At 69.7% G+C, this 19,556-nt stretch carries 20 protein-coding genes; 14 read left to right on the top strand and 6 right to left on the bottom strand.

Features of this window, described 5'->3' with window-relative positions; all coding sequences use genetic code 11:
- Window positions 1–5: 5 nt before the first annotated feature.
- The 3 genes from ACWICD_RS11335 to ACWICD_RS11325 are packed head-to-tail and all read right to left on the bottom strand — an operon-like array spanning window position 6 to window position 2,691.
- The gene (locus ACWICD_RS11335; RefSeq protein WP_454140214.1) at window positions 6–476 is read right to left on the bottom strand and encodes a nuclear transport factor 2 family protein; all 471 of its coding nucleotides are present in this window, start codon (window positions 474–476) and stop codon (window positions 6–8) included.
- Window positions 473–1,504: a TIGR03617 family F420-dependent LLM class oxidoreductase gene (locus ACWICD_RS11330; RefSeq protein WP_454140213.1), complete on the bottom strand. Its 1,032-nt coding sequence runs from the start codon at window positions 1,502–1,504 to the stop codon at window positions 473–475. The genes ACWICD_RS11335 and ACWICD_RS11330 overlap by 4 nt, the downstream gene beginning before the upstream one ends.
- Window positions 1,501–2,691, bottom strand: coding sequence for an acyl-CoA dehydrogenase family protein (locus tag ACWICD_RS11325; protein ID WP_454140212.1), 1,191 nt, complete (start codon window positions 2,689–2,691; stop codon window positions 1,501–1,503). Before ACWICD_RS11325 ends, ACWICD_RS11330 begins: the two co-directional genes overlap by 4 nt.
- Window positions 2,692–2,803: 112 nt before the next feature.
- Here ACWICD_RS11325 and ACWICD_RS11320 point away from each other — a divergent pair, with 112 nt between their 5' ends.
- From ACWICD_RS11320 to ACWICD_RS11255, 14 genes are all read left to right on the top strand, one after another.
- On the top strand, window positions 2,804–4,189 hold the full coding sequence (locus ACWICD_RS11320; protein ID WP_454140211.1) for a hypothetical protein: 1,386 nt from the start codon (window positions 2,804–2,806) through the stop codon (window positions 4,187–4,189).
- The gene (locus tag ACWICD_RS11315) at window positions 4,189–5,373 is read left to right on the top strand and encodes an acetyl-CoA acetyltransferase (protein ID WP_454140210.1); all 1,185 of its coding nucleotides are present in this window, start codon (window positions 4,189–4,191) and stop codon (window positions 5,371–5,373) included. Before ACWICD_RS11320 ends, ACWICD_RS11315 begins: the two co-directional genes overlap by 1 nt.
- An 85-nt stretch (window positions 5,374–5,458) precedes the next feature.
- Window positions 5,459–6,070, top strand: a complete 612-nt coding sequence (locus tag ACWICD_RS11310; protein ID WP_454140209.1) for a TetR/AcrR family transcriptional regulator — start codon at window positions 5,459–5,461, stop codon at window positions 6,068–6,070.
- Between the two features lie 76 nt (window positions 6,071–6,146).
- Complete coding sequence (locus ACWICD_RS11305; RefSeq protein ID WP_454140208.1) at window positions 6,147–7,235, top strand: acyl-CoA dehydrogenase family protein; 1,089 nt, start codon at window positions 6,147–6,149, stop codon at window positions 7,233–7,235.
- 54 nt (window positions 7,236–7,289) lie between these two features.
- Window positions 7,290–8,177 (top strand): MaoC/PaaZ C-terminal domain-containing protein, encoded by an 888-nt coding sequence (locus tag ACWICD_RS11300; RefSeq protein WP_454140207.1) that lies wholly within the window; start codon window positions 7,290–7,292, stop codon window positions 8,175–8,177.
- The gene (locus tag ACWICD_RS11295; protein ID WP_454140206.1) at window positions 8,174–9,334 is read left to right on the top strand and encodes an ABC transporter substrate-binding protein; all 1,161 of its coding nucleotides are present in this window, start codon (window positions 8,174–8,176) and stop codon (window positions 9,332–9,334) included. Before ACWICD_RS11300 ends, ACWICD_RS11295 begins: the two co-directional genes overlap by 4 nt.
- A gap of 122 nt (window positions 9,335–9,456) precedes the next feature.
- The gene (locus tag ACWICD_RS11290) at window positions 9,457–10,647 is read left to right on the top strand and encodes an ABC transporter substrate-binding protein (RefSeq protein ID WP_454140205.1); all 1,191 of its coding nucleotides are present in this window, start codon (window positions 9,457–9,459) and stop codon (window positions 10,645–10,647) included.
- Window positions 10,635–11,456 (top strand): LLM class flavin-dependent oxidoreductase, encoded by an 822-nt coding sequence (locus ACWICD_RS11285; RefSeq protein ID WP_454140204.1) that lies wholly within the window; start codon window positions 10,635–10,637, stop codon window positions 11,454–11,456. The genes ACWICD_RS11290 and ACWICD_RS11285 overlap by 13 nt, the downstream gene beginning before the upstream one ends.
- Window position 11,457: 1 nt before the next feature.
- Window positions 11,458–12,381, top strand: a complete 924-nt coding sequence (locus ACWICD_RS11280) for an LLM class flavin-dependent oxidoreductase (RefSeq protein ID WP_454140203.1) — start codon at window positions 11,458–11,460, stop codon at window positions 12,379–12,381.
- A complete protein-coding gene (locus tag ACWICD_RS11275; RefSeq protein ID WP_454140202.1) occupies window positions 12,378–13,571 on the top strand; it encodes an acyl-CoA dehydrogenase family protein in 1,194 nt (397 codons plus the stop codon). The genes ACWICD_RS11280 and ACWICD_RS11275 overlap by 4 nt, the downstream gene beginning before the upstream one ends.
- A complete protein-coding gene (locus ACWICD_RS11270) occupies window positions 13,568–14,584 on the top strand; it encodes an acyl-CoA dehydrogenase family protein (protein ID WP_454140201.1) in 1,017 nt (338 codons plus the stop codon). Before ACWICD_RS11275 ends, ACWICD_RS11270 begins: the two co-directional genes overlap by 4 nt.
- Window positions 14,581–16,125 carry an AMP-binding protein gene (locus ACWICD_RS11265; RefSeq protein ID WP_454140200.1) on the top strand — a complete coding sequence of 515 codons (1,545 nt, stop codon included), beginning with the start codon at window positions 14,581–14,583 and terminating at the stop codon, window positions 16,123–16,125. The genes ACWICD_RS11270 and ACWICD_RS11265 overlap by 4 nt, the downstream gene beginning before the upstream one ends.
- A gap of 7 nt (window positions 16,126–16,132) precedes the next feature.
- Window positions 16,133–16,528, top strand: coding sequence for a Zn-ribbon domain-containing OB-fold protein (locus ACWICD_RS11260; protein WP_454140199.1), 396 nt, complete (start codon window positions 16,133–16,135; stop codon window positions 16,526–16,528).
- Window positions 16,525–17,673 carry a thiolase C-terminal domain-containing protein gene (locus tag ACWICD_RS11255; protein ID WP_454140198.1) on the top strand — a complete coding sequence of 383 codons (1,149 nt, stop codon included), beginning with the start codon at window positions 16,525–16,527 and terminating at the stop codon, window positions 17,671–17,673. Before ACWICD_RS11260 ends, ACWICD_RS11255 begins: the two co-directional genes overlap by 4 nt.
- 3 nt (window positions 17,674–17,676) lie before the next feature.
- Here ACWICD_RS11255 and ACWICD_RS11250 read toward each other — a convergent pair whose 3' ends face one another.
- From ACWICD_RS11250 to ACWICD_RS11240, 3 genes are read right to left on the bottom strand one after another with little or no spacing between them, the layout of a single operon-like run.
- Window positions 17,677–18,144 carry a nuclear transport factor 2 family protein gene (locus ACWICD_RS11250; RefSeq protein WP_454140197.1) on the bottom strand — a complete coding sequence of 156 codons (468 nt, stop codon included), beginning with the start codon at window positions 18,142–18,144 and terminating at the stop codon, window positions 17,677–17,679.
- Window positions 18,141–18,617: a MaoC family dehydratase gene (locus tag ACWICD_RS11245; RefSeq protein ID WP_454140196.1), complete on the bottom strand. Its 477-nt coding sequence runs from the start codon at window positions 18,615–18,617 to the stop codon at window positions 18,141–18,143. The genes ACWICD_RS11250 and ACWICD_RS11245 overlap by 4 nt, the downstream gene beginning before the upstream one ends.
- Before the next feature lie 24 nt (window positions 18,618–18,641).
- Window positions 18,642–19,553: a hydroxymethylglutaryl-CoA lyase gene (locus tag ACWICD_RS11240; protein ID WP_454140195.1), complete on the bottom strand. Its 912-nt coding sequence runs from the start codon at window positions 19,551–19,553 to the stop codon at window positions 18,642–18,644.
- Between the last annotated feature and the right edge of the window lie 3 nt (window positions 19,554–19,556).

The following is a 19,556-nucleotide window of genomic DNA, read 5'->3' as shown; positions in this document are numbered from 1 at the left end:
ACGGCTCAGCCCACGTCGGCGCGTGCGTAGCGTTCGAATCGTTCCGGCAGGGCGTCGGAGGCGACCGTGCTCGCGCCCGCCGTGCGCACCTTGCGGGCAGCGATCCGCCAGCGCTCGCCGTCGTCGACGAGCTCGTCTTCGTAGCATCCCCAGATATGGAAGTGCACGTCGCCGGTGTCGTGGAACGCGTAGACATAGCTGATCGTCGAGGCCCTCTGATCGTCGAGGCGCAGGTAGTTGATCGTCGACACGTGGTGGCTCGTCGCGAGGTACTTGCCCGTCGCCGCGATGAAGAGCGCGCGCAGCGACTCGCGGCCCGACGTCACGTTGCCATGCCCGTAGTCGAACGTCGCATCGGTCGTGAAGAGGTCCGCGAGCAGGTCGATGTCGCGGCGATCGACTCCGCGGCTGTAGGCGTGCAGGGTGTCCGCGATCTCGGCGCGGGCGACCAGGTCTGCGGGCGTGAGCCTCGTCATCGGGACTCCTTCGGAGTGTCGTCGTGGAAGCGCGAGAGGATCTCGCGCAGTCGGTCGGGATCGTCGACGGGCCAGCCGTAGTACGACGAGATCCGGTCGACGCGTCCGCCGAAGCGCGCACGGCAGAGGTCGGGCATCTCGTCGGGCGTTCCCGTCAGCGCGATCGCGTCGAGGAGCGGCTCGTCGATGAGGTCGGCCATCACGGACCAGCGGCCGTCGCGGGACAGCCGCTGGAGCTCGGGCTGCAGCTCGTCGTAGCCGACGCTCTCGAGCACGGCGGCGTAGGCGGGGGTCGACGCGTAGAACGCGATCTGCTCGCGCGTCTTGCGCGCGGTCTCGGCGATCTGCTCCTCGGTGTCGCCCATGATGAGGAAGAGCGGTACGTACAGCTCGAGGGCATCGCGCGTGCGCCCCGAGGCGGCGAGGCCGCGCTCGACGGCGGGCAGCGTCACACCGTCGAGATAGGCCGTCGTCGTCATGCCGTGGAGCAGCAGACCGTCGCACAACTCGGCGCCGAGGGCGGTCATGCGCTCGCCGACCGCCGCGATCATGAGCGGGATGCGGTGGTCGTGATGCGGAGGCGTGAAGACCGGCGTCATGAGGGTGTGCTGGTAGATGTCGCCGCGGTAGTCGAGCTTCGACCCGTCGCGCCACGACGTGAAGATCGCGTCGAGGGCGAGCAGGTAGTCGCGCATGCGCGCGATCGGCGACGACCAGGGCATCGAGAACCGGCGCTCGATGTGCGGCTGGATCTGGCTGCCGAGGCCCAGGATGAAGCGGCCCCCCGACGTTGCGGCGAGGTCCCACGCGGCGTACGCCGTCGACATGGGGTTGCGGGCGAACGCGACGGCGATCGCTGTGCCGACCGTGAGCCGGGAAGTCTGCAGAAGTGCCGCCTGCGACTGCAGGAACGAATCGGTCACGCTCTCGCTGGCCCACACGGCGTCGAATCCCTGACGCTCCGCGGCCGACGCGATCGGCCCGCATTCGGCGCCCGTCGCGCCGATCATGCCCATGTCGATCTTCATCGTGCGTCCTTCGGAAGGTTCAGGACCCGCTCGCCGACGGCGTTCTTCAGGATCTCGTCGGTGCCGCCTCCCACGCGCAGGCCCGGCAGTCCGAGCGTGAGCTCGGACCAGGCATACGTGCCCCACGCGCCGGTGTCGGCGACGTGCGCCGCGCCGAGGATGTCGGCGGAGATGTCGCTGATCTGCGTGAGCAGGTCGGTCGTGAGGAGCTTCGTCAGGGCCAACTCGGGGCCCGGCGTGCCGTCTGACCGGAGCATGCGCTCGGTCGTGAGCCGAGCGGCCCACGCGCGGACGACGACGTCGGCGACGGCGTCGCGTGTGCGCTCGTCCAGCGGTGCCGACGACGTGCGGGCGAGGTCGACGAGCCGATCGACGAGCGTCGCATCGACGCCCACCTCGCGGCCGATCGCCGAGCGCTCGTTGAGCAGCGACGTCACGACGACCGACCACCCGCCGTTGACCTCGCCCACGCGCGCCGTGTCGGGCACGAACACGTCGGTCAGGAACACTTCGTCGAACGACGCGCCTCCCGTCAGCTGGCGGATGGGGCGGATCTCGACGCCCGGTGCGCGCATGTCCACGAGGAAGGTCGTGAGGCCCGCGTGCTTCGACGTCGTCGGGTCGGTCCGTGCGATGCACAGGCCCAGGTCGCTGAAGTGGGCGCCCGAGCTCCATACCTTCTGGCCCGAGAGGAGCCAGCCGTCGCCCGAGCGCTCCGCGCGCGTCGACAGGCCCGCGAGGTCGGAACCCGCGCCCGGCTCACTGTAGAGCTGGCACGCGATGACGTCCGCCGTGCGCAGGCGGGGGAGCAGGTCGTCGCGCTGGGCGTCGGTGCCGTGCGCGAGCAGGGTGGGGGACAGCGTCGAGACGCTGAAGCGCAGGTACCCGTCGTCGGGCAGCACGTACTCGCTCTCGATGTCGCGCAGCAGGGCCCCGAACGACGAGGGCAGCTCGCGTCCGCCGTACTCGGTCGGGCCGTCGACCCACGCGAGGCCGCGCTCGGCGAGATGCGCACGGTAGCGGCGCAGCTCGGCCAGTTCTTCGGCTTCGCCCTCGGATCGCTCCGCGACGACCGACACGCGATCATCGCCTGGCCCCGACGCGGTGTCGGACGTCCGGCGCTCGGCGAACGCATCGAGCGCCGCGGCGACCTCTTCTCGGAACTGCGCCTCGCTCACGCTCGTCATCGTCCTCCTTCGGCCGACCCGTTCCGACGTCGGTTGCGTCGGCGGTGACTGACTTCGTACACTAGCAAAGCAAGTGCTTGATTTAAACTGTCAGCCGGCGAAAGGACGTGCCGTGGTCGGCATCGAGACCTACAGTGCCTATGTGCCCGCGCCGCGGCTCGACCTGGCGGATGCCGCGCGTGTGCTCGGTATCCGCGCGAAGGGCACTCGCCCCGTCGCCTCGTACGACGAGGACACCACGACCCTGGCGGTCGAGGCGACGCGCCGCGCCCTGAACGGTGCAACCGGCATCGACACGCTCTGGTTCGCGACGAGTCGTCCCGCGTATGAAGAGAAGTCCAACGCCGCGACCGTCGCCGTCGCGTCCGGCCTCGGCGAGGATGCCGCGGCCTATGACGTCGGCGGCGCGCTGCGCGGCGGTGCCGGCGCCTTGCGGGCGGGTCTCGCGTCGGGTTCCTCCGTCGTCTCGATGAGTGACATCCGCTACGGCCTGCCCGGATCGGCCGATGAATCCTCGGGTGCCGACGGTGCGGCGGCATTCGTCATCGGGTCCGATCCCGTCGCCGAGCTCATCGGTCAGGCATCCGTCACGAGCGAGTTCCTCGATCGCTGGCGCGGGCCGGGCGAGGCGCGCACGCGCACGTGGGAGGAGCGCTTCGCGGTCGACGAGTACGTGCCGCTCATCGAGCGCGCGCTCACCGAGGCCCTCAACCGCGCGGGCCTCGACCGCGACGGCGCCGACCACGTCATCATCAGCACACCCCATGCGCGCGCCGCGGGCGTCGTCCGTCGCGGATTTCGCCCCGAGCAGCTGGCCTCGGGTGACGCCGGCGGGCTCGGGTACGTCGGTGCGGCCGACTTCGCCGTGCGGCTCGCCGCCGTCTTCGATGTCGCGACAGCGGGGCAGACCGTGCTCGTCGCGCACGGCGCCGACGGCGCCGACGCCTTCGTCTTCCGGATGACGGCGAAGCATGCGCCGCCGCAGTCCGGGGGGCTCGCGCACGCGATGTCGGGTGGCTACTCGATCGGCTACGGAGACTTCCTCTCTTGGCGGGGCCTCCTGCCGCGCGAGCCCGCGCGCCGCCCCGACGTGCGTCCGCCCGTGCCCCCGGCTTCGCGCCGTACCGCGGCCTGGAAGTTCGGCTTCGTCGCGGGTGAGTGCACGTCGTGCGGCTACCGCAACATGCCGCCGCGCCGCGTCTGCCTCAAGTGCTCCGCGACGGACGGATTCACCCCGGTCTCGATGGTCGACGTGCCCGGCCGCGTCGCGACGTTCACCGACGACTGGCTCTCGGAGTCCATCCAGCTGCCGGCCAAGGTCGTCGCGGTCGACTTCGAGGGAGGCGGACGCTTCGAGTGCGAGATGACGGATGCCGTCGGCCGTTCGTTCGAGATCGGCGACAAGGTCCGTCCGACGTTCCGTCTCGCGAGCATCGGCGCGAACGGCGTACGCAATTATGTGTGGAAGGTCCGCCCGCACGAGGAGGAGGTCGGCTGATGGGAACGCATGCACTGAAGAACCCGGTGGCGATCGTCGGAATGGCGTGCACCGCCTTCGGCGAGCACTGGGACCGGGGCGTCGACGACCTCCTGGTCGAGGCCACGCACGGCGCGCTCGCGTCCGCGGGCGGTCTCGACGTGCAGGACGTCGACGCCTTCTGGCTCGGCTCGATGATCTCCGGGGTATCCGGGCTCACGCTCACGCGTCCGCTGAACATCTCGCACAAGCCCGTCACGCGCGTCGAGAACATGTGCGCAACGGGATCGGAGACGTTCCGAAACGCGTGCTTCGCGGTGTCCTCCGGTGCCTATGACATCGTCATGGCAGTCGGCGGCGAGAAGCTGAAGGATGCCGGCTATTCGGGCCTCGAGATGCCGAGCGTGCCCAACGACGGGACCCCGGCCGTGCTGAGCGCCCCGGCCATGTACTCCATGATCGTTCCCGCCTACGCGCGCCGGTACGGCGTCTCGGAGGAGCAGATCAAGGAGGCGATGACGCACATCGCGTGGAAGAACCACGCGAACGGCGCCCTCAATCCGCGCGCGCAGTTCCGCAAGGCCGTCTCGAAAGAGACGATCGCCGCGGCTCCCGCCCTCGCGGGCAACCTCAGCGTCTTCGACTGCTCGGGGGTCGCCGACGGCGCCGCCGCCGCCGTCATCGTCCGGGCGGAGGACGCCTACAAATACACCGACCGGCCCCTCTTCATCCACGCGCTCGCGCACGACGCGGGATCGGGCACGGGTCGCTTCGACAGCGACTACGACTACTCCGACCTGTCCGAGGCCGCCGTTTCAGCGCAGCGCGCGTACGCGCAGGCGGGCATCACCGATCCGGCATCCCAGATCTCACTCGCCGAGGTGCACGACTGTTTCACGCCGACCGAGCTCGTGCTGATGGAGGAACTCGGCTTCTCGGAGCGCGGCCGCGCGTGGAGCGACGTGCTCGAGGGGCGCTACGACCGCGACGGCGCGCTGCCGGTCAACGTCGACGGCGGCCTCAAGAGCTTCGGGCACCCCGTCGGTGCAAGCGGCCTGCGGATGCTGTACGAGATGTGGCTGCAGTTCCGCGGCGAGGCGGGCGAGCGGCAGGTCGCCGATCCGCGGTTCGGCCTCATCCAGAACCAGGGCGGAAGCCCCGGTGACCTGGTGAGTCTGGTTACGATCGTGTCGGGTCAGCCGTGATGCTCCGCGCGGCCCGTACGGTCTGCGGGCACCGCTTCGGTAGGATTCCCCCGAATCCGGAGCCGTCCCAGAGGGGGAACGCACAGTGACAACCACCACCAGGCGCAGGTCGGCGGGCTCTCCCGCCGGCGTCGCTCGCAAAGAGGTCATCCTGCGCGCCGCCGCGAAGGTGTTCGCCAGCAACGGCTTCTCGTCCGCGACCGTCCGCGATGTCGCGGACGAAGCCGACATGCTCTCGGGAAGTCTCTACTACTACTTCGACTCGAAGGAGTCGATCGTCGAGCAAGTGCTCGTGGAGTACCTCGACAAGCAGATCCGCGCCTATGAGCGCGCCCTGGAAGAGACCGAAGGAGCGGTGCCGCGGCTCGAGAAGTTGCTCGCCGAAGCACTGCGCGGCACGGTGACGCACCGCGAACACCTCACGATTCTGCAGAACGACTGGCAGTACGTGCGGCCGATGACCGAGATCCACGACCGGCAGATGCAGGTCGAGAAGATCTGGCTCCGCACGATCCAAGAGGGTATCGACGGGGGTGCGCTGCGCAGCGATATCGGCGCACGCATGGTCTACCGCACGATCATGGGAGCGGTGCAGGCGGTGATCCGATGGTTCGATCCGCGGGGCAGCGCGAGCATCGACGACATCATCGCCATCCAGACCGCGATCCTGCTCGACGGCGTCCGCGCCCCGAGCTGATCAGGGCGCGGCTGCAACGGCCCGAGCCCTGTCCGGGTAAAAGCAAGCGCTTGTTCAATGAAGAGGAGCCTTTCCGGTGTTCGCACCCCTCAGTCCCGAGATCAGTCCTGTGTTCGCGCGGTTCATGGACGACCGCAGTCCATGGGAGGTCAGCCGCGCGAGCGGTGACGCCCGCCCACCCCTGTGGGACGCGCTCGTCGAGGAGATCGGTGCCGCGAGCCTCCTCGTCGACGAGGACCTGAGCGGGCAGGGGGCGTCGATGACCGAGCTTGCCGCGGCCGTCGCCGAGGCCGCGCGCGTGGGATGGTCGGGGCCGCTCACGGCGACGGCGGGCGTCGCCGTGTCGCTCCTTCGGCTGCTCGACCCGGAAGACGGGTCCGCTCTGCAGCGGGCGATCGCCGAAGAGGGCGTCGTCGCCGTCGTCGCGTTCCACGAGGACGACCGCGGCGCGTCGCTCGATATCGAGACCCGCGCGAGCGGTGCGAGCGACGGGGTCCGCGTCACGGGCCGCAAGACGTTCGTCGACAGCGGCATGCACGCGGATGCGTTCCTCGTGGCGGCGATAGACGCCGAAGGGCGCCCGTCCGTCGTCGTCGTCGATGCGGATGCCGCGGGCCTGACGCGCACCGCGATGGAATCGGTCGACCCGGGACGCGGGCTCGCGACGCTCGACCTCGCCGACGCCGCCGCGCGCGTCCTCGCGACCGGCGACGCCGTGACCGACGCGCTCGCCGAGGCGTGGCGCGTCGGCGGGCTCCTCACGAGTGTCGACCTGCTCGCCTCCGCGATGCGCGCGTTCTCGCTCGCGCGCGACTACTCCCTCGTGCGCGAGCAGTTCGGACGCACGATCGCGTCGTTCCAGAGCATCAAACACAAGCTCGTCGACATGTACGGCGACCTGCAGACCGCCTACAGTGCCGTCGCGGCCGCCGTCGCGACCGATCCCTCTGACAAGGAATGGGCCTTCGCGGTCTCGGCTGCCAAAACCCGGGCCGGCGACGCCGCGATGCAGGTGCTGCGCGAGTCGATCCAGGTTCACGGCGGGATCGGGTTCACGTGGGAGCACGAGATCTCGCATCACTTCCGTCGCGTCGTCGCATCGCGTGCCCTGTACGGCACCCCCACCGCCCATCGCGCGCTCGTCGCGACCCTGAGCGGTCTCTGACCGCATCCACCCGTCCTGGTGCGTGGTGCACCCGACTCGCCAATGGAGGCGACCATGTCGCTCGACCCCACTCGTCTCGGCTTCCGCACGGAGCCGGCGACCGTCCGCTGGACCACTCGTGAATCGCTGCTCTACGCGCTCGCCGTCGGCGCCGGACAAGCCGATCCCGCCGAGGAGCTCGCCTTCACGACCGAGAACACCGATGGCACGCCGCAGCAGGTCATCCCGAGCTTCGCCGTCGTGCTCGGATTCGTGAGTGGAATGCCCGACGTCGGCACGTACGACCCGACCCGCGCTGTCCAGGCCGAGCAGTCCTTCGAACTCGCGGGGCCGCTCCCCTCGGAGGGGCGCGCCCGCGTCACGACGACGATCACCGAGATGTGGGACAAGGATCCGCACGCGATCGTCTGGACCGAGACGGAGCTGCGCGACGAGGAGACCGATGCTCTCCTTGCCCGCAGCCGCACCGGCGCCTTCCTCGGCGGCGCCGGCGGCTTCGGGGGCGAGCGCGGCCCGAGCGTCGCGTGGTCGGCACCCGACGCGCGGCCCGATGTCGATGTGCCGTTCACCCCTCGCCCCGACCAGGCGCTGCTCTACCGTCTGACGGGGGACCGCAACCCGCTGCACTCGGATCCGTCGTTCGCGGCCCGGGGTGGTTTCGAACGGCCGATCCTGCATGGCATGTGCACGTACGGATTCGCCGCCCGACTCATCGTGAACGAGCTGTGCGGGAGAGACGTCGCGCCGTTCCAGGCGATGTCCGGCCGATTCGTGCGACCCGTTCTCCCGGGCGACCCGCTGCGCCTGCGCGCGTGGCGCACTGCCGCGGGCGCCGCGTTCCAGGTGGTCACGAGCGATGGAGAGCTCGTCATCGACCGCGGCGAGGTCAGGCTCACCCCGACGACGGCGTCGGGGCTTGAAGAGAAGGAGGGCACGTCATGACGAATCGGATACGTGGTGCTGCGTTTCTCGCTGTGAGCGCGCTGGCGCTCGCGGGGTGCGCGGCCGGCGATGACGGAGGCGAGGCGGGAGAGGCCACGGTCTACAAGGTCTCGGCGCCGCTGGTGCAATCCGGACCCGGTGCGTTCGCCGGAATCCCGGTCGCCCAGGGAATTGAGCTGGCGATCGACGAGATCAACGACTCCGGCTTCCTCGGTGACGGTTCGACGATCGATCTAGAGTTCTTCGACACGGCGGGCGACCCCGCGAAGGCGATCGCGGGCTACAAGGAAGCCGAAGCCTCGGGCGCTGTCGGAGTGCTGTGCTGCACGCTCGGCGGCGAAGCCGGGGCGCTGCTGCCTCTGCTGCAGGAAGGCACGGTGCCGGGCGTCGTCACTGTCTCGATCCTCGACGGGCTCGCCGATCCGCCGCACCTGTTCCGGCCGTTCGAGGTGCCATCGAGCGCGGGCGGCGTCTACGACGAGTTCCTCGATGCCGTCTTCGGCGATGCCGAGTATGCGACAGCTGTCATGGTCGTCAATAGCGACAACGACGCGATGGTGCAGGATGCCGCCGTCTACGCCGACGGACTGGAGCGCAACGACGTCGAATTGCGGCAGACGGTCGAGGTGCCGGTCGCTGAGACGTCGTACATCGGCCCGGCCACGCAGATCATCGACCTCGACCCCGACGTCGTCGTGGCGAGCACGATCGGCTCGTCGACCGCCAATCTCGCCAAGGCCCTACGTGAGCTGGGGTACGACAAGCCCATCGTCTCGAACGTCGGCGCTGACAGTCGTGCGGCCTACGACGCGTCGGCCGGTGCCATGGTCGGCACGATCTTCCCGACGCCCTTCCAGGCGCTCTACCCCGTGAACGACCTCGCGGCCGACTTCGCCGTCGCGTATGAAGACTCCTTCGGTACTGCGCCCGACATGTTCGCGGCTCAGGGCTACACCGCCGCATGGCTTCTCGCCACCGGCATCCGTGATGCAGGGTCTGACAACCCGGTCGCCGTGGGCGAGGCCCTCGCCGCGATCTCAGAGCAGGAGAGCGTGTACGGCTCGCTCTCGTACGCCGGCGGGCAGGCGACAGTCGCCGAGGCGGCGTTGCATCTCGTCTGGGGCGCCGACGGCGCGCTCTCTCGACTCGGCGAGTGAGTCCCGTGGTCGGTCGGGAGGGATTCCCGCCCGACCACGACTTGCCCGTTGCGCCTTCTGGTCCGCTATGTCAAAATCAAGTGCTTGCTTCACATGCTCATGAACAACCCGAAGAAGGGACGATGATGTCTCCCACCACTACCCCCCGCCGACTGCGGACGCGAGCCGCGATCGCCACGATCGCCGCTGCCGCACTGATCGGACTCGCCGGATGTGCCTCCGGTGACCAGCCCTCAGACGAAGGCGCGGCCACAGAGTACGTCGTCGGCTTCCCGGCGATCCTGTCCGGACCGGCGGCGTTCGCCGGTGTCCCGATCGCTGACGGGGCGAAGCTCGCCGTCAAGGAGATCAACGAGAGCGGATTCCTCGGCGAGGGCTCCACGATCGACCTCCGCATCGACGACATCAAGGGCGATCCGGCGCAGGCTATCGCGATCTTCAACCAGTACGCCGCCGACGGTGCCTCCGGCATCCTGTGCTGTGGCCTGTCGTCCGAGGCCGGCGCTCTCGCGCCCGTCATCGAAGACGCGCAGACCCCCGCGATCGTCACCTCCGCGATCCTCGCAGGTCTCGCGAACCCGCCGTACGTCTACCGCCCCGTCATCCTCCCCGCCGAAGAGGGCGGTATGTATGACCAATTCGTCGACGCGGTCGTTCCCGGTGAAGGCATCGAGACCGCCGTCATCGTCGTGACGGCGGACAACGACGGCATGGTCGGCGACGCCAAGGTGTGGGCGGCCGCGCTGGAGCGTAATGGCGTCGACATCGTCAAGACGATCGAGACATCGGCAGCCGACACGAACTATACGCAGGCCGCGACCGAGATCGAGGCGCTCAACCCTGACGCCGTCATCGGCGCGACACTCGGCACCCCGACGGCGCTGCTGGCGAAGTCGATGCGCGAGCGCGGCTACGACAAGCCGCTCCTGACGACATACGGTGTCGACAGCGAAGAGCTCTTCACGACGTCCGGCGGCGGGCTCGAGGGCACGATCTTCATGTCACCCTTCCACGCGGGCTTCAACACCAACGACACCGCCGTCTCGTTCGTCGAGTCCTATGAGGCCGAGTATGGCGAGGTCCCCGACATGTACGGGGCCCAGGGCTACACCGCGATGTGGCTGCTCGCCGAGGGTATCAAGGCCGCCGGCAGCGCGGACCCGCAGAAGGTTGCCGAGGCGCTTGAGCAGATCACGGAGCAGGATTCGGTCTACGGCCCGCTGACCTACAGCGGCGGCCAGGCGAGTCTCGACGCTCCGGGCCTCTACCTCGAGTGGACCGGCGACGGCACCCTCACGGAGTGGAACAGCTGAAAGTGACGACGGGGATGTCGCCGGACACCGGTGTCGCGTGCAGTTTCCGGCCCGATGGCGGCGCGTCGCTCGCCGACTCCCTCCGGGAGGCGGTCCGCGCAGCAGAAGACTGCGCGGTCGCCTCCTGGTGGGGGCCGGGTGATCGCGAGGCGCTCGCCGACCGGTCGCACGAGCCGACGCTCGGGCTCCACGTCGTCGCGGGCGCGAGCAGCGCCCTGCGGCTCGTGGTCTCCGGCGACATCCCCTCCCTCTACAGCGCGCCCGTGCGTGCGAAGCAGATCGCGACGCTCGACTGGTTCAGCGGCGGCCGGGTCGAGCACGGCATCGACCTCGCACCTCCGCCTGGGGCACTGATCGACGAGACCCGGCCGGGCGCCCAGGACCACGTCGGACAGGTCATCGACCAGACGGCCGCGATGCACGCGCTGTGGACGAGCCGCCGTGCGACGCACTCCGGCCCCCACATCTCTTTTGAAGGGGCCATCTCGCTGCCCAAGCCCGCGGAGGACCGCATCCCCGTGACGCACCTGCGCGCGACGACGGCCGACCGACTGTCGCGGTACATCGCGGTCAACGGTGCACCGCAGGGGTGGATCGTGTGGTCGGCCGATCCCGACGACGTCGCTCGGGGCCGCGCGGTTCTCGACGAGGTGCTCGGCAGTGCGGCGAACGACGTCCGCCTGACGTGGGTCGTGCCGGCGGCACAGCGCCTGACGCGCGAGGCGGCGGAAGGACTTGGCGTCCGCGAGGTCGTGTCCTACTTCGACCGCATCCCCACTCCCGGTGAGATCGAGAAGGCGGTGGCCTGACATGGTGGCACTGACGGCAGCGGGGCGACCCGTGCAGATCGGACTCGTCGACCTCTTCGACGGATCGCCCGAGCGCGACGCCGGTTTCATCCGCTCCTTCGCGCAGACGGCCGAAGACCTCAACTTCACGGGGATCTGGCTGCCCGAGCACATCCTCTTCTTCGACCAGTACGCGTCGGCATACCCCTATCCCTCCGCGCCGTCGGCGGCGAACCCCGACACCGCCGAAGTGCACAACAAGACGGTCGACGGCAAGCCGCGCGTCGAGGCGTCGGCCGATCAGGGTCTGCTCGATGTCTTCCAGACCGCCGTGCACGTGTGCCAGGCGACGACGCGTCTGCGCTTCGGCACGTCGGTCATGCTGCTGCCCCTGCGCAACCCCCGCATGATCGTGCGCGAGCTCATGACGGTCGGCGAGCTGACGGGCGATCGCCTCGACCTCGGCGTCGGGGTCGGCTGGTCGTCCGAAGAGCTCGAGGCGTGCGAGACCGACTTCACGACGCGCGGCAAGCGCTGCGAGCAGATGATGATCGACATGCAGGCCCTGTGGCACGACGACGAGATGGCGTATCCCGTTTCGTCGGTGCCCTTCCCGCGGATGCTCGTCGGCGGCCACTCTCCGGCGGCGATCCGCCGCGCGGCGCAGGTCGCGACCGGCTGGTACCCGTGGAACCTCACGATGCCGGAGTTCGCGCAGCACTACGAGACGTACAGCACCCGCCTGCAGGCGAGTGGCCGCGACCGCGCCGACCAGCGGGTCGTCGCGGGACTGCGCTTCAGCGGCGACCTCGACGCCCTCCCCGCGATCGTCGAGGGATATGCGCGACTCGGCGCCGACGCCGTCAACGTCTCCCTGCGCACCGACACCCGAGCCTTCGCCGACCAGCTCTCGGCGGTTTCTGACATCCTGGAGCTTGCAGCATGACCGCAGACGACGCCGGCATCGACGACTTCCGTCAGGAGGTGCGCACCTGGCTCACCGCGAACGTGCCCGCCGAGCCGCTCGACCCGTGGACGGAGCGCGCGGGATTCGACCAGCACCGCGAGTGGGAGCGCGTGCTCTTCGAGGGCGGCTATGCCGCGATCGACTGGCCGTCGCAGTACGGCGGTCGGGATGCGGGTCTCAAACGCTCGATCGTCTTCGGCGAGGAGTACTACCGCGCCGGTGCGCCCGAGCGGATCAACATGGGCGGGCTCTACCTGCTCGGTCCCGTGCTCATGCAGCACGGCACGCCCGAGCAGTGCGCCCGCTGGATCCCCGACATCCTCAGCTGCCGCACGATCTGGTGCCAGGGTTTCAGTGAGCCGGAGTCCGGCTCCGACCTGGCGTCGCTGCGCACGCGCGCCGAGCGCGACGGCGACGAGTTCGTCGTCAACGGGCAGAAGATCTGGACCTCGATGGGCGGATTCGCTGACTGGATCTTCGCGCTCGTCCGCACGGACTCCGCTGCTGCGCGCAAGCACGACGGCATCACCTTCCTGTGCATCGACCTGCGCTCGCCGGGCGTCGAGGTCCGACCGCTCACGATGGTCGACGGCACGCAGGGTTTCGCCGAGATCTTCTTCACCGATGTACGCGTGCCCGTCGAGAACGTCGTGGGCGAGGTCGGCGGCGGGTGGGCCGTCGCGATGTCGACGCTCGGGTTCGAGCGCGGCGCCGTGTTCGGCGACCACGCCAAGTACTCGAAAGACGTCGCGAACCTCGCGCGCCTCGTGCGTGCGCGGGGTGCCGAGGACGACGGTGCTGTGCTCGACGACCTCGGCCGCGTGCTCGTCGAGACCGAGGTCTACCGCTCGAACGTCTACCGGCTCGCCGAGCTCGCAGAATCGGGCGTGGACCTCACCGCGACGGCGAGCATCAACAAGATCTTCTGGACCGAGATGCAGTTCGATATCTTCGACGCGGGGCTGCGCCTGCTCGACGAGGATGCCGCGGTGATCGGCGACCCCGCCGCCATCCCCGGCGCCGACGACCGCACGCGCCGCGCGTGGGCGGACTGGCACCACCGCTATTGGTACGCCCGTGCCGCCATGATCTTCGGCGGCACGAACGAGGTCCAGCGCAACATCATCAGCGAGCGCGTGCTCGGACTGCCCATGGAGAGCCGGAGATGATCGACACCGTCCTCGACCCCGACCACCGCGAGCTCCTCGAGTTGTGCGAATCCATCCTCGACCGCTCCTGCACGATCGAGCACCTGCGCGCACTCCTCGATCGCGGCGAGGCCCACTCGAGCGAGCTATGGGCGACGCTCGCCGACGCGGGGCTCGTGTCGGCGCTCATCGACGACGCACACGGCGGACTGGGCCTCGACCCCGCCTTCCTCTCGGGTGTGCTCTTCGCTCTGGGGCGTCATGCCGTGCCGGAGCCGTTCCTCGAGACGGCCGTCGTGGCAGCATCCGTTCTCGGAGACTCGGATTGGGCAGACGCCGGCGCGTGGCTCGAGCGGATCGCCGCGGGCGACGCGATGGTCGCGGTCCGCCTCGATGGGGCGGCGCACGTCGCGTTCGCGACCGACGCCGACCTGCTGATCGAGATCGACGCCGATGACGCGGTGCGTGCCTTCACGGCCGATCAGCTGACCGTGGCGGATGCTGCCGCCCTCGACCCCCTGCGTCCGCTGTCGACCGTCCAGACCGGCGGAACGGGCATCGACCTCGCGGTGCCCGTCGAGCGTGTGCGCCGCGCCCGCGCGCTCGCCGTCGCAGGGGCCGCGTGCCTTCTCGCGGGAGCTTCGCGCCGCCTGCTCGACCTGACCGTCGAGTACGTCGGGATGCGCAAGCAGTTCGATCGCCCCGTCGGGTCGTTCCAGGCCGTCAAGCACAAGATCGCCGACGTCGCCGTGCGCGTCGACATGGCGACCTCGGCGGCGCTGTCGGCCTTCGATGGCGTCGACGGTCCCGATGCCGTGCGTCGCGCCGCCGCCGCGAAGGCGTACGCCGGCGACGCCGGACACGCTGCGAACGTGCAGAGTCTGCAGCTGCACGGCGGGATCGGCTTCACGTGGGAGTACGAGCTGCAGATCTGGCTCAAGCGCGTCATGAGCCTGTCCGCCGCGTACGGCACGACGCGACAGCTGCGTCGCGAGCTCGCGCGGCAGCTGCTGGCCGAGCTGGACGAGGCATGACCGAGCTGGGCTTCTGGCGCCTCGCGGCGGAAGATCCGGCCGCGCGGGCCGTCGTGTGCACGGACGGCCGGGTCGTCTCGAGGGGCGAGCTCCTCGCGCTCAGCAACGGCATCGCGCACCTCCTGCGGGAGCGCGGAGCAGAGCGAGGCGACCGCGTCGTCGGCGTCGTCGCGAACGAGCCGCTCGCGCTCGCGCTGGCGCTCGCGTGCCAGCAGTCGGGCGTCTACTACGTGCCCGTCAACACGGCGCTCACGGCGGGCGAGATCGCGTACATCATCGGTGACGCGGCACCCATCGCCCTCTTCACGTCGTCCGCGTACGCCGGCGTCGTCGCGTCGGCTGTGGACGAGAGTGGGCTCGATCCGGAGGGCTGCTTCTCGTTCGGCGCCGATCCCGGGTTCCGCGAGCTCTCTGTCGTTCTCGCGGGCCTTCCCGACAGCACACCGCCCGATCGCACGCCGGGCGCCTTCCTCGGATACACGTCCGGCACGACGGGTCGACCCAAGGGCGTCGCGCGCGCCCTCGCGAGTGGCGACCCCGACGACGTCTTCACCGCCGGCGCCCAGTGGCAGCTCGGCATGTTCGGCATCGAGCCGCTCGACGCGGGCGTGCATCTGGTCACGTCGCCCCTCAGCCACACGGCGGTGAGCGGGCTGGCGGTGACCTCGCTGCACTTCGGTCACGCCGTCGTCCTGATGGATCGCTTCGACGCCCAGACGGCGCTGCGGCTCATCCAGGATGAGCGCGTCACGACGACGCACATGGTCCCGACGCAACTGCACCGTCTGCTGCGTCTGCCCGATGACGTGCGGGCACGCCACGACGTCGGCTCGATGCGCAACCTCGTGCACGGCGCCGGTCCGTGCCCCGAGAGCGTCAAGCGCGCCGTCATCGAGTGGTTCGGCCCGGTCGTCTGGGAGTACTACGGTGCGACGGAGGCGGCGGGCACGGCGATCAGCAGTCCCGAGTGGCTCGAGCGGCCAGGCAGCGTCGGCCGCCCTCAGCCGGGGGCCGACGTGCAGATCCTCGACGATGACCGCCGGCCCGTGCCCGCGGGCCAGTCGGGGGCCGTGTTCCTCCGCATGGGCGCGCACGCCTTCGTCTACCGCGGGGACCCCGACAAGACCGAGGCCACGCGGCACGGTGACTACGTGACGGTGGGTGACATCGGTTGCCTCGATGAGGCGGGCTACCTGTTCCTGCACGCGCGCGTGTCCGAAGTGATCGTCTCGGGAGGCGTCAACATCTATCCCGCCGAGATCGAGGCGGCCCTGCTCGAGCACCCCGACGTGCGCGACGTCGGCGTCGTCGGCCTGCCCGATCCCGAGTGGGGCGAGAAGGTCTGCGCCGTCGTCGAAGCCGTACCGGGTTCGCCGCTCGAGACCGCGCCGACCGAGACCGCCGATGCCGTCCTGCAGTTCCTCACGACACGGCTCGCCCGCTACAAGGTGCCGCGCCGCATCGATGTCGTCCCGGCGCTGCCGCGCGGTGAGAACGGCAAGCTCCGCAAGCACCTCATCCCCGACCTGATCGCGAAATGACTTGCCCATGAAACCCGTCGCCACCCCGACTCCCGACACACAGGCCTGGTTCGATGCGATCGACGAGGGCCGTCTGACGGTGCCGCGCTGCCTGTCCTGCGCGTCGTTCTTCCTCTACCCGCGCAGCTCGTGCCCCCGCTGCGGACACCGCGAGATCGAGCTTGTCGATGCCGCGGGCACCGGCCGGCTGCGCTCGTTCGTCGTGAACCACCGCGGACCGCAGGGATTCGAGCCGCCCTACGCGCTCGGCGTCGTCGAGCTCGCCGAGGGACCCCGCATGCTCGCGGGCGTCATCGCCGAGCGACCCGATGAGGTGCCCGTCGGCGCCGCCGTGCGCGCCGTCTTCGAGCAGCGCGGCGATCGTCGCGTCGTGTACTTCCAGCCCGAAGGGACCACCGCATGAACCTCCGTGGCGCTGTCGCGATCGTCGGCGCGGCCGAGACGACCGATCTCGGCCGCATCCCTGACAAGTCGGCTGTCGAACTGCACGTGGATGCTGCGCTGAACGCCCTGGCGGACTGCGGGCTCACCCCCGCCGACGTCGACGGCATCGCGTCGGCGGGCGAGATGCCGAACGACATCGCCGACTACCTCGGCATCGTGCCACAGTACCTCGACGGCACGAACGTCGGCGGATCCTCGTTCATGCTGCACGTGCGGCACGCGATGGCGGCGATCGCATCGGGCCTGTGCGACACCGTGCTCGTGACGCACGGCGAGTCGGGACGCTCCCGCGTCGGGATGCTGCCCTGGGCACCCGCACCGCAGTCGCCCATGGGGCAGTTCGAGGTCCCGTACGGTCCGGTCGGCGCGCCGTCGCTCTTTCCCATCGGCGTGCGCGAGTACATGGCGACCTACGGCATGACACGCGAGCAGCTGGCCCTCGTGCCGGTCATCCAGCGCGAGTGGGCGGCGATGAACCCGCGCGCGAAGCTGCGCGACCCCATCACGGTCGACGACGTCTTCGCGTCGCCCGTCATCGCCGATCCCGTGCACCTGCTGCACTGCTGCCTCGTGACCGACGGCGGGGGAGCGCTCGTGCTCACCTCGGCTGAGCGGGCGCGTGACCTCGCGTCGACGCCGGTCTACGTGCTGGGCGCGGGCGAGTCGAGTGAATCCTCGACAGTCGCGGGGCTCGAGAGCCTCACGTCATCGCGCGCGATCCGGGTCGGCGGCAAACGCGCCTTCGCACAGGCGGGCATCCGGCACGACGACGTCGACCACCTCATGATCTACGACGCCTTCGCGCACGTGCCGCTCTACGGCCTGGAAGACCTCGGCTTCGTCGGCCGCGGCGAGGCGCCGGCGTTCGTGGCGGACCGTAACACCGCGCCGGGCGGACGGCTCCCACTGAACACCAACGGTGGAGGACTGTCGTATACCCACACCGGAATGTACGGCATGTTCGCGATCCAGGAATCGGTCCGGCAGATCCGCGGTATGGCTCCTGCGCAGGTTCCGGGTGTCGACGTCAGCGTCGCGACGGGTGTCGGCGGCATGTTCATGAGCTCCGGCACGCTCGTGCTCGGTAGCGCCGCGACGCTGTAGTGCTCAGCTGAGGACCGAGCCGTGGGCGAGGTCGGCGACCCACGAGGCGAAGCGCCACCCGTCCTCGGTGCGGACGAAGTCGCCTGTGTACGTGCCCACGACGATGTGGTTGCCGTCGTCGCGACGGTAGAACGCCGTGCCCTTGAAGACGCCGGCGGCGGTGTCGCCGTCGATGCGGATGTCGCTGTTGGTGAACGTGTGCAGGATCCAGGGCATCGAGGTCTGCAAGCGCACGAACTGGGCGCGCACCTCGTCGCGTCCGCGGCACGCGGGGCGCCGCGGATTGATGCGGTAGACGCCGTCCGGCGTCCACAGATCGGCCAGCGCATCGGGGTCGGCATGGCTCGGACCCGCCCACCCGCCGTCACACAGCGTGTGGTAGCGCACGGCGAGCTCTTCGATCGCGCGCACGTCTTCGAGTTCGCGCACGCGCGCGTCGAGCGCCGCGAGGCGATCCAGGAGCTCGCTCACGCGGCATCCTCGGGAAGACAGCGGACGAGAGCCGTGCGCACGGCCCGACAGACGAGGACACCGTCCTGATTGCGGCCGCGGTGCTCGAGCGTCACGATGCCCTGCCCCGGGCGCGACGATGAGAGCCGCTTCTCCCCGATCTCGGTCTCGCAGTAGAGGGTGTCGCCGATGAAGACGGGCGCGGGAAAATCGATCCCCTGGAAGCCGAGGTTCGCGATCGTCGTCTTCATCGTGACGTCGGGTCCCCCGACGCTGCACACGATCGAGAGTGTCAGCATGCTGTTGACCAGTCGCTGGCCGAACTCCGATTCGGCGGCGGCGACGGCGTCCATGTGCATCGGCTGGCTGTTGAGGGTCATGCTCGAGAAGAACACGTTGTCCGCCTCGGTGATCGTGCGGCCCGGGTCGTGCCGGTAGATGTCGCCCGTGATCATCTCTTCGTAGTAGCGGCCGCGCCGCGTGTGCACCGTCATTGCGGTCTCCTTCTGCAGGGTTTGTCAGGCCTCGGTGGCGCCGAGGGCCTGCACGACGCGCGACGTCGACCGTCGCCCGAGTTTTTCGGACATCCACCGGCTCGTCTCGGCGAGGGTGGTGACATCGACGCCGCTGTCGATCCCGAGGCCGTCGAGCATCCAGACGAGGTCCTCTGTCGCGAGGTTGCCGGCGGCTCCGGGAGCGTACGGACAGCCGCCGAGACCGCCCGCCGAGGCGTCGAACGTGCGGATGCCGGTCTGCAGAGCGGCATACGAGTTCGCGAGCGCCTGCCCGTACGTGTCATGGAAGTGCACGGCGAGGTCGCCGACGCCGAGCCCCGCGTCCTGGAAGGCCTCGATGAGATCGTGCACGCGTCCCGGCGTCGCGAGGCCGAGCGTGTCGCCGATCGACAACTGAGACGCACCGAGGTCGAACAGCCGGCGGCCGACGTCGACGACCTGCGCGATCGGCACGGTGCCCTCCCACGGGTCGCCGAAGCACATCGACACGTACGCCCGTACGTCCATGCCCGCCTCGCGAGCGCGCAAGACGGTGGGGGCGAACATGTCGAACTGCTCGTCGATCGAGCGGTTGAGGTTCTTTTGCGCGAAGGATTCCGTTGCGCTGCCGAAGATCGCGATGTGCCGGACGCCCGCGTCGATTGCGCGGTCGAGTCCGCGTTCGTTCGGGACGAGGACCGGGTAGTCGATGGCGCCCGCAAGGTCGATCCCCGCGAGCACGGCTTCGGCATCGGCGAGCTGGGGCACCCAGCGCGGATGCACGAAGCTCGTCGCCTCGATCGTGGTGAGACCCGCGGCGACGAGCCGATGGATGAAGGCGATCTTGTCGTCGGTCGTCACGATCGCGGATTCGTTCTGCAGGCCGTCGCGTGCGCCGACCTCGTAGATGACCACGGAAGCGGGGAGTGTCGTCATGCG

It is taken from the genome of Microbacterium sp. NPDC055357, assembly GCF_053644835.1.
This window is presented reverse-complemented; position numbering and strand designations above follow the sequence as displayed.

What these genes read in the sequence shown, in the direction of transcription:
- ACWICD_RS11300 (WP_454140207.1), top strand. Translation starts at nt 7,290, where the DNA reads ATGTCGCTCGACCCCACTCGTCTCGGCTTCCGCACGGAGCCGGCGACC.
- ACWICD_RS11330 (WP_454140213.1), bottom strand. Translation starts at nt 1,504, where the DNA reads ATGAAGATCGACATGGGCATGATCGGCGCGACGGGCGCCGAATGCGGG.
- ACWICD_RS11270 (WP_454140201.1), top strand. Translation starts at nt 13,568, where the DNA reads ATGATCGACACCGTCCTCGACCCCGACCACCGCGAGCTCCTCGAGTTG.
- ACWICD_RS11280 (WP_454140203.1), top strand. Translation starts at nt 11,458, where the DNA reads ATGGTGGCACTGACGGCAGCGGGGCGACCCGTGCAGATCGGACTCGTC.
- ACWICD_RS11275 (WP_454140202.1), top strand. Translation starts at nt 12,378, where the DNA reads ATGACCGCAGACGACGCCGGCATCGACGACTTCCGTCAGGAGGTGCGC.
- ACWICD_RS11240 (WP_454140195.1), bottom strand. Translation starts at nt 19,553, where the DNA reads ATGACGACACTCCCCGCTTCCGTGGTCATCTACGAGGTCGGCGCACGC.
- ACWICD_RS11260 (WP_454140199.1), top strand. Translation starts at nt 16,133, where the DNA reads ATGAAACCCGTCGCCACCCCGACTCCCGACACACAGGCCTGGTTCGAT.
- ACWICD_RS11245 (WP_454140196.1), bottom strand. Translation starts at nt 18,617, where the DNA reads ATGACGGTGCACACGCGGCGCGGCCGCTACTACGAAGAGATGATCACG.
- ACWICD_RS11290 (WP_454140205.1), top strand. Translation starts at nt 9,457, where the DNA reads ATGATGTCTCCCACCACTACCCCCCGCCGACTGCGGACGCGAGCCGCG.
- ACWICD_RS11255 (WP_454140198.1), top strand. Translation starts at nt 16,525, where the DNA reads ATGAACCTCCGTGGCGCTGTCGCGATCGTCGGCGCGGCCGAGACGACC.
- ACWICD_RS11335 (WP_454140214.1), bottom strand. Translation starts at nt 476, where the DNA reads ATGACGAGGCTCACGCCCGCAGACCTGGTCGCCCGCGCCGAGATCGCG.
- ACWICD_RS11295 (WP_454140206.1), top strand. Translation starts at nt 8,174, where the DNA reads ATGACGAATCGGATACGTGGTGCTGCGTTTCTCGCTGTGAGCGCGCTG.
- ACWICD_RS11265 (WP_454140200.1), top strand. Translation starts at nt 14,581, where the DNA reads ATGACCGAGCTGGGCTTCTGGCGCCTCGCGGCGGAAGATCCGGCCGCG.
- ACWICD_RS11325 (WP_454140212.1), bottom strand. Translation starts at nt 2,691, where the DNA reads ATGACGAGCGTGAGCGAGGCGCAGTTCCGAGAAGAGGTCGCCGCGGCG.
- ACWICD_RS11315 (WP_454140210.1), top strand. Translation starts at nt 4,189, where the DNA reads ATGGGAACGCATGCACTGAAGAACCCGGTGGCGATCGTCGGAATGGCG.